Origin of the sequence: Cryobacterium zongtaii (assembly GCF_002909375.1) — a bacterium.
Classification (GTDB): Bacteria; Actinomycetota; Actinomycetes; order Actinomycetales; family Microbacteriaceae; genus Cryobacterium; species Cryobacterium zongtaii.
In genome coordinates, this window is the sequence record NZ_PPXD01000001.1 from 216,225 (window position 1) to 229,383 (window position 13,159).

The 13,159-nt window shown below is 67.9% G+C and carries 12 protein-coding genes; 4 read left to right on the top strand and 8 right to left on the bottom strand.

Annotated elements, in window-relative coordinates; translation table 11 throughout:
* Nucleotides 1-54 precede the first annotated feature (54 nt).
* The 4 genes from C3B61_RS01075 to C3B61_RS01090 all read left to right on the top strand — a co-directional run bounded on the left by C3B61_RS01075 (nt 55) and on the right by C3B61_RS01090 (nt 3,742).
* A complete protein-coding gene (locus C3B61_RS01075; RefSeq protein WP_088457075.1) occupies nt 55-684 on the top strand; it encodes a DNA-directed RNA polymerase subunit beta in 630 nt (209 codons plus the stop codon).
* A gap of 237 nt (nt 685-921) precedes the next feature.
* The gene (locus tag C3B61_RS01080; RefSeq protein WP_103459217.1) at nt 922-1,515 is read left to right on the top strand and encodes a sigma-70 family RNA polymerase sigma factor; all 594 of its coding nucleotides are present in this window, start codon (nt 922-924) and stop codon (nt 1,513-1,515) included.
* The gene (locus C3B61_RS01085; protein WP_103459218.1) at nt 1,512-2,462 is read left to right on the top strand and encodes an anti-sigma factor; all 951 of its coding nucleotides are present in this window, start codon (nt 1,512-1,514) and stop codon (nt 2,460-2,462) included. Before C3B61_RS01080 ends, C3B61_RS01085 begins: the two co-directional genes overlap by 4 nt.
* Before the next feature lie 389 nt (nt 2,463-2,851).
* Nucleotides 2,852-3,742 (top strand): aminodeoxychorismate lyase, encoded by an 891-nt coding sequence (locus C3B61_RS01090; RefSeq protein ID WP_103459219.1) that lies wholly within the window; start codon nt 2,852-2,854, stop codon nt 3,740-3,742.
* A gap of 246 nt (nt 3,743-3,988) precedes the next feature.
* Here the strand turns inward: C3B61_RS01090 and pstB are convergent, their stop codons facing one another.
* From pstB to C3B61_RS01130, 8 genes are all read right to left on the bottom strand, one after another.
* Nucleotides 3,989-4,768, bottom strand: a complete 780-nt coding sequence (gene pstB / locus C3B61_RS01095) for a phosphate ABC transporter ATP-binding protein PstB (protein WP_088457071.1) — start codon at nt 4,766-4,768, stop codon at nt 3,989-3,991.
* Nucleotides 4,769-4,814: 46 nt separating this feature from the next.
* On the bottom strand, nt 4,815-5,906 hold the full coding sequence (gene pstA / locus C3B61_RS01100; RefSeq protein ID WP_103432227.1) for a phosphate ABC transporter permease PstA: 1,092 nt from the start codon (nt 5,904-5,906) through the stop codon (nt 4,815-4,817).
* Nucleotides 5,906-6,850: a phosphate ABC transporter permease subunit PstC gene (pstC, locus tag C3B61_RS01105; RefSeq protein ID WP_088457069.1), complete on the bottom strand. Its 945-nt coding sequence runs from the start codon at nt 6,848-6,850 to the stop codon at nt 5,906-5,908. The genes pstA and pstC overlap by 1 nt, the downstream gene beginning before the upstream one ends.
* 153 nt (nt 6,851-7,003) lie before the next feature.
* Nucleotides 7,004-8,098 (bottom strand): phosphate ABC transporter substrate-binding protein PstS, encoded by a 1,095-nt coding sequence (gene pstS / locus C3B61_RS01110; RefSeq protein ID WP_370028165.1) that lies wholly within the window; start codon nt 8,096-8,098, stop codon nt 7,004-7,006.
* A gap of 227 nt (nt 8,099-8,325) precedes the next feature.
* Nucleotides 8,326-9,267 (bottom strand): NUDIX hydrolase, encoded by a 942-nt coding sequence (locus tag C3B61_RS01115; protein WP_088457067.1) that lies wholly within the window; start codon nt 9,265-9,267, stop codon nt 8,326-8,328.
* Nucleotides 9,264-11,438, bottom strand: coding sequence for an RNA degradosome polyphosphate kinase (locus tag C3B61_RS01120; protein ID WP_103432229.1), 2,175 nt, complete (start codon nt 11,436-11,438; stop codon nt 9,264-9,266). The genes C3B61_RS01115 and C3B61_RS01120 overlap by 4 nt, the downstream gene beginning before the upstream one ends.
* A gap of 56 nt (nt 11,439-11,494) precedes the next feature.
* The gene (gene mshD / locus C3B61_RS01125) at nt 11,495-12,412 is read right to left on the bottom strand and encodes a mycothiol synthase (protein ID WP_240632255.1); all 918 of its coding nucleotides are present in this window, start codon (nt 12,410-12,412) and stop codon (nt 11,495-11,497) included.
* On the bottom strand, nt 12,387-13,079 hold the full coding sequence (locus C3B61_RS01130; protein WP_103432231.1) for a winged helix-turn-helix transcriptional regulator: 693 nt from the start codon (nt 13,077-13,079) through the stop codon (nt 12,387-12,389). The genes mshD and C3B61_RS01130 overlap by 26 nt, the downstream gene beginning before the upstream one ends.
* Nucleotides 13,080-13,159 lie beyond the last annotated feature (80 nt).

Consider the following 13,159-nt stretch of genomic DNA (forward strand, 5'->3'; position numbering starts at 1 on the left):
ACACCATCCGGCGACGTACCCGACTACGCTGCCCTGAAAGCCAGGAGGAGAGCGATGGCCGACGATTTCCACAAGCCCACCCAGTTCTCGGGCGCCAAGTTCGAATCGATGATGGGCGGCGAAGATCCCGCGCAGATCAGCCGGGTCGCCCACGAGACCGCCCAGGCGTTGATCGCCAGGGTGCGTGACAGCCCCGACCCCGAGGTCGTGGAGCGCCTGGTGGCGTACACCGACGAGCACGGCATCGACGCGGTGGCGGAGCTGTGGTCGCGGGCCACGCCGCGCAGCCTGCCGGGCGCGCTCTGGCGCATCTACCTGGTGCGGCTGCTGATCCGGCAGGATGCCGATGGCACGGCGTTCCTTTACCAGCGCGGTATCGACGTGGCCGTCACCATCGACCCCCTCGTCGCCGGTGCGGCGGTGCCGACCGGTCCGGCCGAGATCATCCTGCTCGCCGACGAGATCCTCCGGGGTGTGTTCACCGGCGACTTCGCCGTCGCCCTGGACCGGGCAGCCGCCTTCTGCCGGGTGATCGGAGCCGGCTGCGCGAGTGTCGCCGACGACCTGGACAGCACCGAACCTGGCCGGTCCTCGGAGCTGACCACCCGGGCCCTGCGGTTCTCCACCACCGCGCAGGAGTTCACCTCCTGCGCCCGGCTGTGGCGCAGCGACTCCCTCGAATAATTTCCCGGGCATCCCGGAATGAACTCTCAGCCGATGTCGTTTACACTTGATGCTGGCCGGACCGTAGTAACCCCGGGCTCCAATATTCGCCGTCTAGAACGGCCTCACGCCGAGAGGCGTTCTGCGGTCCGGCCTTCACTTTGCCCGGCGGCCACCCGGGCGGATCTTTTTCGCTCCAGACCAATCCAGCAGGGACTCGGTACCGAACCCTAAGCATGGGAGGGGACTGGACCTGACATGCTGGATCTCATGACTGCTGAGTTCGACCTCGACGCCTCGTCGACAGCGCCTTCGAAAGAAGAGCTGCTCGCTCGGGTAGCCGAAGGCGACCAATCGGCTTTCGGTGAGCTTTACGACCAGATCGCTCCACGGGTGCTTGGCCTTGTCAAGCGCGTACTGATCGATCACGCACAGTCGGAGGAAGTGACACAGGAGATTTTCTTGGAGATCTGGCAGACGGCATCGCGGTACGAGTCGCAGCGTGGCGGGGCCTCGACCTGGATCATGACCATGGCGCACCGACGTGCGATCGACCGGATTCGGTCGTCGCAGGCCGGCCGCGACCGGGACACCAAAATCGGAATCCGCGACCTCGCGGTTCCCTATGACCACGTCGCCGAAACCGTCGAGGTCAAAATCGAGCATGAAAGGGTGGAGAAGGCGATGTCCAGACTGACCGAACTGCAACGCCAGGCCGTGAGCCTGTCGTACTTCAGCGGTTTCAGTCACCGTGAGGTCGCCGACCACCTGCACATCCCGCTCGGCACCGTGAAAACCCGGCTGCGCGACGGGTTAATTCGTCTGCGAGATGAACTGGGGGTGGGCGCATGAGCGACACCGACAAGCCCGACACCGATCTGACCGGCAACGGTCCCACCAACAACCCGGCCGACCTGGCCGGCGCATACGCCCTGCACGCCCTCAGCGCCGACGAGGCCGCCGAATACGAGCGGTACCTGGCTCAGTCGGAGCAGGCCCGCATCGAGGCCGCCGAACTCAGCGACACCGCCGTGGCCCTCGGCCTGTCGGTAGCGCCCGTGCAGCCCTCCAGCGCGCTCAAGGCCGGCCTGATGGCACAGCTGGCCTCCACCCCGCAGCTCTCCCCGCTCCCGCCCGCAGCCGACTCGGTGACTCCTGACGAACCCACCGCCACGACGGATGCGCCGCCCGCGGCCATCCCGATCGGTTCCGGGTCCGCTCGTGCCGTTCCCGGCGCCGCCTCGACTTCGGCGTCCTCGGCCGACAAGTTCGCCGCCGGCAAGGGATCCGCCGCCGCCCCGGGCTCTGCCGCCGAACGAGCCCAGCGCCGCTGGTTCCAGCGTCCCGCCGGGTACCTCGTCGCGGCAGCGGCCGCCGCCGCCCTCTTCGTCGGCGGCACGTTCGCCGGCCAAGCCCTCTACGGCGATCCCAGCCAGGACTTCGCCCAAGAGCAGGCCGCCAGCCTCGCCGAGATCAACGCGGCCTCCGACAGCCAGCGGGCGTCGACCAAGACCGCCGACGGCCAGGATGCCACGCTGGTGTGGTCCGGAGAGCTCGGCCTGTCCGCGATCATCGTCGACGACCTGCCCGCCCTCGGCGACGACCAGGACTACCAGCTCTGGTACATCGGAACCGCAGGGCCCGTCCCGGCCGGCACCTTCGACTCCGACGGCTCCGGCACCGCCTGGCGGGTGCTCGACGGCACCATGTCCGCCGGTGACGCCGTCGGTGTCACGGTGGAACCCTCGGGTGGATCCGAGCAGCCCACCAGCGACCCGATCGTCGCCATCCAGAGCTAGCTCGCTCGCCAACGGCCCCGCGCCCGGTGCCGGCACCTGCCGGTCCGGACCGGGCCGGCCCGTACCTGCCCGTGCCGGTCGGCGCCGGCCCGCGTGGCGCGAGGCCAGCATCCCGACGATCCCGACTTGCCGCAAAGTTCCCCGTCCGGGGCCCTGAAGCGGTACCTTGACCGAAGTCACTGGCCGGCAGCATCCTTACTGCCGCAAAGTCCCCCGCCGAGACGCCGGAGGGGTTCTCTTCCGCAGCGCCAAGAGCCACGCGACAATGAGTTGCCGGTTCAGGCCCCTTCACGGAGCCGGAAGGGGCGCCACATGGCAACTCGCTGGCGCAGGCTCGCTGTGGGCCCCAGAGCTGGAAGCCAGCCGCGCCTGGTGGGTAGGCTCGAGACATGACCCTGCCTTTCACGCTGCTCATCGACCCGGAGCCGGCCGACTCCACCCGCACCGACTTCGTGGACACGTTCCACGAGATCGACTCCGGCGCCCCGGCACTGCGGGTCGCCGAGCTGAGCACCCAACGCGGCGACGGCATCTTCGAGACCCTCAGCGTGGTCAACGGGCATCCGCAAGAGGTTGAGCCGCACATCAGCCGGCTCATCAACTCCGCCCAGATCTGCGACCTGCCGGTGCCCAACCCCGCCCAGTGGCGCGCCGCGATCGCCTATGCAGTGGCCCGGATCCCCGGCGAGGGCGAACTGGCGCTCAAGTTCGTGCTCAGCCGCGGCGTCGAGCACGGACCCGCGCCCACCGCCTGGCTGCACGCCACCCGCGCCGCCGACTTCACCGCGGTGCGCGAGAACGGCATCAGGGTGATCACCCTCGACCGCGGCTACCCGCGCGGGGTCGCCGAGCAGGCACCCTGGCTGCTGATGGGCGCCAAGACCCTCAGCTACGCCATCAATATGGCTGCCCTGCGCGAGGCCAAGCGCCGTGGCGCCGATGACACCATCTTCCTCACCCACGACGGCTATGTCATGGAGGGCCCCACGTCGAGCGTGATTCTGCGCATCGACGGCCGCTACGTCACTCCGGCGCCGAGCGGCGCCATCCTGCACGGCACCACCCAGCAGAGCGTGTTCGAATACCTCACCGCGCACGGGGAGAGCGTCGAGTACCGCGATGTCACCGTCGATGAGCTGCGGGCGGCGGATGCGGCATGGCTGGTCTCCAGCGTGCGTCTTGCGGTCGCTGTGTCCGCCCTGGACGGCGTGGAGTTCCCCCACGACACCGAGCTCACCCGCGCCCTAAACGCGTCCCTGCTGGCCCGCACCGGGGCCTAGCGCAGCCACCCGTCGCGCGAGAGCGGCCGCGTGGCTGCTTCGCGGGTGACGAGGTGACCGTTTGGCCGCTCTCGCGACACGATGGTTCCGCGAGAGCGGCCGCGTGGCTGCTTCGCGGGGCACGAGGTGACCGTTTGGCCGCTCTCGCGACACGACGGTGGTACACGGGGAACACGCACGGCGGGAACGAAAAACCGCCCGGGCGACCTTGGGGTCGACCGGGCGGCTGGAGCAACGGGTGCGTGGTTAGCCGAAGCGGCCGGAGACGTAGTCCTCGGTGGCCTGCACGGTGGGGTTGGAGAAGATCGTGGTGGTGTCGTCGTACTCGATGAGCTTGCCCGGCTTGCCGGTGCCCGCGATGTTGAAGAACGCGGTGCGGTCCGAAACCCGCGAGGCCTGCTGCATGTTGTGCGTCACGATGACGATCGTGTAGTCGGTCTTCATCTCTTCGATGAGGTCCTCGATCGCGAGGGTGGAGATCGGGTCGAGCGCGGAGCAGGGCTCGTCCATCAGGATCACGTCGGGCTGCACGGCGATGGCGCGGGCGATGCAGAGACGCTGCTGCTGGCCGCCGGAGAGGCTCGAGCCGGGCTTGTCCAGGCGGTCCTTCACCTCGTTCCAAAGGTTCGCGCCGCTCAGCGAGCGTTCGATCAGCGCGTCGGCGTCGCTCTTGGCCATCCGACGGTTGTTCAGCTTGACGCCGGCCAGAACGTTGTCACCGATCGACATGGTGGGGAACGGGTTGGGCCGCTGGAACACCATGCCGACCTGACGGCGCACGAGCACCGGGTCGACGCCGGGGCCGTAGAGGTTGTTGCCGTCGATGAGCACTTCACCGTCGACGTGAGCGCCGGGGATGACCTCGTGCATGCGGTTGAGGGTGCGCAGGAACGTGGACTTGCCGCAGCCGGAGGGGCCGATCAGCGCGGTCACCGTGCGCGGTTCAATGGTCAGCGACACGCCCTCCACGGCGAGGAATTTGCTGTAGTAGACGTCGAGGTCGTTGACTTCAATGCGCTTGGACATGTGTTCCTTCGAATCTGTTGAAGCTGGAGTCTGGGCGGCGGCTGCGTCAGCGGCCGAGTTTGGGGGAGAAGGTGCGCGCGACCAGCCGGGCCACGAGGTTGAGCAGCATGACGATCACGATCAGGGTGAGCGCACCGGCCCAGGCCCGGTCGATGTAGGCCTGCGAATCGGCGCCCTGGCTGGCGTACTGGTTGTACACGAACACCGGCAGGGTCATCATCCGCTCGTTGAACAGGTCGTAGTTCATGCTGGCGGTGAAGCCGGCGACGATCAGCAACGGCGCGGTCTCGCCGATCACGCGGGAGATCGAGATCATGATGCCCGTGACGATGCCGGCCAGTGACGTCGGCAGCACCACCTTCACGATGGTCAGCCACTTGGGCACACCGAGTGCGTAGGCGGCCTCGCGCAGCTCGTTGGGCACCAGCTTGAGCATCTCTTCGCTGGAGCGCACCACCACCGGGATCATCAGCACCGACAGAGCCACCGAGCCGCCGAAGCCGAACCGGATGCCGGGGTCGTTGAACAGCAGCGAGAACAGGGCGTAGGCGAACAGGCCGGCCACGATCGAGGGGATGCCGGTCATCACGTCGACGAAGAAGGTGATGCCGCGGGCGAGCCGGCCGCGACCGTATTCGGTGAGGTAGATGGCCGTGAGCAGCCCGATCGGCACCGAGATGAGGGTGGCCAACCCGGTGACGAAGAGGGTTCCGACGATGGCGTGCAGGGCCCCGCCGCCGGCGCCCACGACGTTCCGCTGGGACTCGGTGAAGAAGGTGGGGGTCATGAAGGCGGGCAGCCCGTTGACGATGGTCGTGCCGACCAGGGAGATCAACGGGATCAGCGCCACCACGAACGCGATGGTGACCAGGGCGGTGACCAGGCGGTCTTTGGCCCGGCGGGTGCCCTCGACGAAGTAGGAGAACAGGAACAGGGCGATGCAGTACAGGACGGTTCCGAAGAACAGCGTGCCGGCCCAGTTGAAGCTCTCGGTCGCGCCGGAGAGGAAGATCACCGCGAAGATGGCGCCCACGACCAGCCAGCTGGCGGCGAGCACCATCATGGGGGCGTTCTTGGGCAGTTTGCCGGCGGTGAGGGAGTTCGTCACGGGAGAGGAGGCGGTCATGGTGATGCTCATCAATTCGCTCCTGAGAAGGCCTTGCGGCGGTTGATGATCACGCGGGCGATCATGTTCACGATCAGCGTGATGACAAAGAGTACGAGGCCGGTGGCCAGCAGGATGTTGACCCCCACGCCGTGTGCCTCGGGGAAGTTCAGCGCGATGTTGGCCGCGATGGTGTTGGAGTTCTGCGAGGTGAGCAGCTGGAAGATCACCTCGGGGTTGGGGGAGAGCACCATGGCCACGGCCATGGTCTCGCCGAGCGCGCGGCCCAGGCCCAGCATGGCGGCGGAGATGATGCCGGCGCGGCCGAAGGGCAGCACGGCCATGGTGATCATTTCCCAGCGGGTGGCGCCGAGGGCCAGCGAGGCTTCCTCGTAGAGCACCGGGGTCTGCAGGAAGATCTCCCGGCAGATGGCGGTGATGATCGGCAGCACCATCACGGCGAGCACGATGGCCACGGTGAGGATCGTGCGGCCGGTGCCGGACACGGGGCCGGCGAACAGCGGGAACCAGCCGAACCAGTCGACGAGGTTGGCGTAGAACGGCTGCACCATCGGGGCCAGTACTCCGATGCCCCAGAGGCCGAAGACCACGGAGGGAACGGCGGCGAGGAGGTCGATGAGGTAGCCCAGGCCCTGCGCGAGTTTGCGCGGGGCGTAGTGCGAGATGAAGAGGGCCACGGCGATGGCGACGGGCACGGCCATCAGCAGGGCCAGGAAGGCCGACCAGACCGTACCGAAGGCCAGCGGGGCCACGTAGGACCAGAAGTTGCTGAAGTCGCCCTTGAAGGCGTCAGCCGGCGCCACGAAGGCGGGGATGCTCTGCACGAAGAGGAACAGGGCCACGGCGGCCAACATGGCCAGGATCAGGCTGCCTGCTACCACCGTTGCGGTGGAGAAGATGCGGTCGCCCGGTCGTTCCTTGGCCTTGATCGCAATACGGTCAACTGCGGTCGTCATTCCGAGCGTCTCCCTGGAGGGGTGAGGTGTTACCGGTAAGGGTGGATCTTGAGCCGGACCCCAAGCCTCAGTGTGCCCGACAGGGCGACCGCGTGCAACGCGATCGCCCTGCCGGGCGGTGTAACTGAAGCCGGAAGCTCAGCGGATGTTGAGTTACTTGACGGTCTCGAGGACAGCGGCAACCTTGGCCTGCAGGTCAGCGGACAGCGGTGCGGCGCCGGCGGATGCCGCAGCCTCAGCCTGGCCGTCCTCGCTGGCCATGTAGCTGACGTACTCCTTGACGAGGGCGCCCTGTTCGGCGTCCGCGTACTCGGTGCAGACCAGCGCGTAGCTCACCAGAACGAGCGGGTAGTGCGTCGCGTCGGTGGTGAGGCGGTCCAGCTTGACGGCCAGATCGTTGTCGGCGCGGCCTTCGACGAGCGGCGAACCGTCGACGACTGCTGCGGCGGCCTCGGCCGTGTACTCGACGAACTCGTCGCCGACCTTGATCTTGGCGACACCGAGGTCACCGGCGCGGGAAGCGTCGGCGTAGCCGATGGTGCCGGTGCCGTTGGTGACGGCGTCGACGACACCGGAGGTGCCCTGGGCGCCCTCACCGGTGGCGTACGGGAACGGGTCGGCCGGCTTTTCGGTCCACACGTCGGGTGCGGCCTGGAAGAGGTAGTCCGCGAAGTTCTTGGTGGTACCCGAGTCGTCCGAGCGGTGCACGGCGGTGATCGCGGTGGCCGGCAGGTCGGCGTCGGCGTTCAGCGCGACGATGGCCGGGTCGTTCCAGGTGGTGATGGCGCCGGTGAAGATCTTGGCGAGCGTGTCAGCATCCAGGTTGAGGTCGGTGACGCCCTCAACGTTGAAGATGACGGCGATCGGGGAGATGTAGACCGGCAGGTCGACGGCGAGGGTGTCGGGGGCGCAAGCGGCGAACGTGCCGGCCAGCTCCTCGTCGCTCAGGTAGGAGTCAGAACCGGCGAAGTCGGTGCCGCCGGCGATGAAGGTCTCGCGGCCGGCGCCGGAGCCCGACGGGTCGTAGTTGATGGTGACGTCCGGGTTGGCCGTCTGGAAAGCGGAGATCCACGCTTCCTGGGCCGAGCCCTGCGAGGAGGCGCCCGCGGCGTTGATCGTGCCGGTGAGGGTGCTGTCCGCGGCGTCGTCGGTAGCCGTGCTGCCGGCTTCGTTCGAGGCGCAGGAGGAAAGAACGAGGGCTGCGGCAATAGCAATGACCGCGGGGCGGCCAAAACGCATGAGATTCACAAGGATCCTTTTCAGGTTGACTACAGGGAATGCGATCACAGGAGAATCCTGCGAACTTCGGGCCGGTGCTGGCCCTCGGTAGACGCTAATCCGTGTGGTTAACGACACTCCCCCTCCTTGGTGAACGGGAGGTAAACGACATCCGTCGAGTGGACCTCGTGCCACCTGCACTGCGCACATCAGCGCCCGCAGTCCCGGTCGGATCTGTGAGCGCTGGGAGAACCTTGTTAGAGGCGCGGCGGGTGGGTCTCGATGGCGAGGATGCCCGCGCTCGGGTTGTCGCTGGAGAGGTGCACGACCGAGAACCCGCTGGGCGACAACGCCGCGGCGTTGCCCAGCTGCTGGGTCATCGGGGAGCCCGTCGCCAGGGCGATCTCGCGCAGGATGTCTGGCAGGACCGGGCCGTGGCTGCAGAGCACCGCGGTCTTGCGGGCGCGGATGCGCTTGCCTACGTTGTGGCGCACATCGGAGGTGCCCTGCTCCCAAGCATCCTGGCTGATCAGGTCGGTGCGCTTGAACGGCACCCCTGTCGCGGCCGACAGCGGTGCCACGGTGGTCACGCAGCGGGTGGCGGTGCTGGTGAAGATACGCTGCGGCTGCCAGGCGCTCACCGTGGGGACCAGGGCGGCGGCCTGGGTCACTCCGCGTTCGCTGAGCGGGCGGGTGGCGTCCGGGCCCGACCAGTCGTGCGGCGCGGTGGCCTTGGCGTGGCGCAGCGCGATGATCGCGAAGGTGCTCGTGATGCCCTGGGCCACCAGGCGGGCGAACGCGTCGATGATCTCCACGTCCGGGGCGTAGCTGAGGTAGGTCCTGGCCTTCTTGATGGTCACCCATTCCAGGGCGGCGACCTCACCGTTGGGCACAAAGGTGGAGCGCAGAATGTGCTCCGGCAGCACCTCGGCGGCCCAGTAGTGCACGATCTTGGCCTTGCCGTTGGGCATCGGGTACTCCGACACGCCCAGCGGGACGCCCAGGGCGATGGCCAGCCCGGTCTCTTCCTCGATCTCCCGCACGGCTGTGACCGGCAGCGTCTCGCCGGGGTCGACCTTGCCCTTGGGGATGGTGATGTCGCCGTGCACGGTGCGGTGGATCAGCAGCACGTGCATCCGGCCGTCTATGAGGCGCCAGCAGACGGCTCCGGCCGCGAACACGGGGGCGAGGTCGCTCATCGGCGGCTCACGGGTCGCTTGCGCTGGCCGATCTGCTGCATCAACCGGTTCTGCATGTCGTCCAGCGGCTTCCCGTCGGCGTCCTGGTGGTGCCGGGTCCACTCACCGTTCTCGTCGAGCCACCACGACGAGGTGCGCTCGTCCATCGCCCGGGTGAACAGGGCATCCACCTCGCCCAGGTGCCGCGGGTCGACCAGGCGCACCAGCGCCTCCACCCGACGGTCGAGGTTGCGGTGCATCATGTCCGCGCTGCCGATGTAGACCTGGGTCTCGCCCAGGGTGTGGAAGGAGAAGATCCGCGAGTGCTCGAGGTAGCGGCCCAGGATCGACCGCACCCGGATGTTCTCGCTCATGCCGGGCACGCCGGGCTTGAGGCTGCAGATGCCGCGTACCCACACGTCAACGGGCACACCGGCCTGGCTGGCGCGGTACAGCGCGTCGATGATGTCCTCGTCCACCATCGAGTTGACCTTGATGCGGATGCCGGCGGGCTTGCCGGCCAGCGCGTTCGCGGTTTCATCGGCGATGCGCTTGAGCAGGGCCTTGCGCAGGTGCAGGGGAGCAACCAGCAGGCGCTTGAACTTCTTCTCGATCGCGTAGCCGGAGAGCTCGTTGAACAGCCGGGTCAGGTCCTTGCCGACCTGGTCATCCGCGGTCAGCAGCCCCATGTCTTCGTAGATGCGGCTGGTCTTGGGGTTGTAGTTGCCGGTGCCGATGTGGCTGTAGTGCCGCAGCACGCCCTTCTCATAACGCACCACCAGGGCCAGCTTGCAGTGGGTTTTCAGGCCCACGAGGCCGTAGACCACGTGCACGCCGGCCTTCTCCAGCTTGCGCGCCCAGGAGATGTTCGCCTGCTCGTCGAAGCGGGCCTTGATCTCCACCAGGGCGAGAACCTGCTTGCCCGATTCCGCGGCGGCAATCAACGCCTCCACGATCGGGCTGTCGCCGGAGGTACGGTACAGGGTCTGCTTGATGGCCAGCACGTTCGGGTCCGCGGCGGCCTGCTCGAGGAACGCCTGCACGCTGGTCGCGAAGGATTCGTACGGGTGGTGCAGCAGCACGTCGCCGCGGCTGATGGCGCGGAAGATGTCGGGTTCGTCGTTGGGTTCGCCGGTGAGCAGCTGCGCGGCCGTGGTGGGCACGTGCTTCGTGTAGTGCAGGTCGGGACGGTCGATGCGCAGGTCGAACAGCCCGCCGAGGTCCAGGGGCGCCGGCAGCCTGTACACCTCCTGCTCGGTCACGTCGAGTTCACGCACGAGCAGGCCCAGGGTCACCTCGTCCATGTCCTCGGTGACCTCAAGGCGAATGGGCGGGCCGAACCGGCGGCGCAGCAGCTCCTTCTCAAGGGCCTTGATCAGGTTCTCGGTGTCGTCTTCCTCGATGACGACGTCCTCGTTGCGGGTGACCCTGAACACGTGGTGTTCGAGGATGTCCATGCCGGGGAAGAGGTCCTCGAGGTGGTTGGCGATGAGGTCCTCGAGGGTGATGAAGCGCACCTTGTCGACGGACTCGGTGCGGTCCACCCGCACGAAGCGCGGCAGCATGGAGGGCACCTTGAGGCGGGCGAACTCCTGCTTGCCGGTCTTGGAGCTGTGCAGGCGCACGGCCAGGTTCAGCGACAAACCGGAAATATAGGGGAACGGGTGCGCGGGGTCGACGGCCAGCGGCATCAGCACCGGGAAGATCTGATTGCCGAAGTAGCCGCGCAACGACCGGCGGTCCACGTCGCTCAGGCTGTCCCAGGTGACGATGTCCACGCCGTGTTCGGCCAGCGCCGGGCGCACCAGCTCCTGGAACGCGTGAGCGTGCCGGTCCTGCAGCACGTGAGCGGCGGCGGCGATGTCGGAGAGCACATCCTGCGGGGCTCGGCCCACATTGGTGGGCACGGCCAGCCCGGTGAGGATGCGGCGCTTGAGGCCGGCGACCCGCACCATGAAAAACTCGTCGAGGTTGTTGGCGAAGATGGCCAGGAAGTTCGCCCGTTCGAGCACCGGCAGGGCCGGGTCCTCGGCGAGTTCGAGTACCCGCTGGTTGAAGGCCAGCCAGCTCAGCTCCCGGTCGAGGTACCGCTCGCTCGGTAGCGCCGGATCGTTTTTGCCGATCTGGGGGTCAAAATCGTCGTCGAGTTCGCTCTCGAGCCCTGAGGTGCCTGGGATGTTGTCGCCGTCCATCTGTCCATCTTGACACCCGGCGCCGAGCGGGCGCGACGTTCACGGTGAACGGAACGTTAACGAGGCGAACGGTGGTACTGCACATCCACCGTGCGGTCGGTGAATCCGAGGCTGCGGTACAGGCGAACCGGCCCGGCGCTCTCGGCCTCCACATACAGTTCCACGCTCGAGCAGCCGCGCCGCCGGAGGCGGGCCAGGCCCGCCAGCATGAGGGCGCGACCGAGGCCTGCGCCGGCGGCATCCGGATGCACGCCGAGCACGTAGATTTCGCCGAGCGGGGCGCCCGGTTCGATCTTGACCCAGTTGTAACCCAGGATGCGTCCGGGCGCGGCGTCATCCGTGCTCGCCCGGGCCAGCAGCAGGTCGCCGGCGTCGAACCAGGGCTCGGCCATGCGGGCGGCCAGATCGGCCTCGGTGACGGCGCCCTGCTCGGGATGCGTGGCGAAGACCAGCGCGTTCAGGCTCACCCAGTCGGCGTTGTCGCCGGGCTCGTCGGCGGTGGCCGCCCGGAACCCGGTGATGGCGACACCGTCGGGCAGCACGGGGGAGGCCTCGGTGTCGGCGTCGGTCAGCGGACGTTCCAGCTGCAGCAGGGTGCGCACGGCGCTGAAGCCGAACCTGTCGGCCAGGGTGCGGGCGCCGGGCAGGTCGCCGTGGGCCCAGGCGGTGAGGTCGCCGGACATGCCGCCCTCATCCTCGAACAGGCGGCGGAGCGCGGCGGTGGCGTGGCCGCGCCGGCGATAGCGCGGATGCACGACGAGGGCGATCTGCCCCTCCCCGACGATCGCGGCGCCGACAGCGTCTTCGCCCTCGAGCAGCAGCTGCGGGCTGCGCCGCCCCGACCGGGCATCGAGCAGGGCCTGTTCATTGAACGGGCGGTAGCCATCCGTGTGCGCAGCCGCATCGGCCACGTCGTGGAAGCGCGCCGCGAAAGCGGCGTCGGACAGGTCAGGCGCCGACAGAGTGCGGGACACGATCTCCTTCTTCCTCGTACACGTTGAACCTGTAGCCGACGTTCCGCACCGTTCCGATCAGGGACTCCTGGTCGCCGAGCTTGGCGCGCAGCCGCCGCACGTGCACGTCGACGGTGCGCGTGCCGCCGAAGTAGTCGTAGCCCCACACCTCGCTGAGCAGCTGCTCCCGGGTGAACACCCGCGACGGGTGCGCGGCGAGGAAGCGGAGCAGCTCGAATTCCTTATAGGTGAGGTCGAGCGGTTTGCCGTGCACCTTGGCGGAGTAACTGGCCTCGTCGATGACGACACCGGCGGCGCGGATGGTGGGGGAGGGCGAGTTGTGCGGGGTGCGGCCGGCGGCGAGCCGGATGCGAGCATCGACCTCGGCGGGGCCGGCGGTGTCCAGCACCACGTCATCGACACCCCAGTCCGGACTGACCGCGGTCAGACCGCCCTCGGTGATCACCAGGAGCAGCGGCACGCTGCTTCCCGTGGTGCGCAGAATCTGGCAGAGCGACTTGGCGGCCATCAGATTGGACCGGGCGTCGACCAGAATCAGGTCGGAATCGGGCGCTGTGATGAGCTGATCGGCCTGGGCCGGAATGAGTCGTGTGCTGTGGGACAGCAACGCCAGGGCCGGTAGAACGTCGTTATTCAGGGCCGAGGTCAGGATCAACAGCTGCGCCACGCAGGTCCTCCAAGTATCGTGCGGCCCATACTAGCGTGCCACGGAATGCGACTCGGGCGTGCAGAATGGGACAGTGAGCT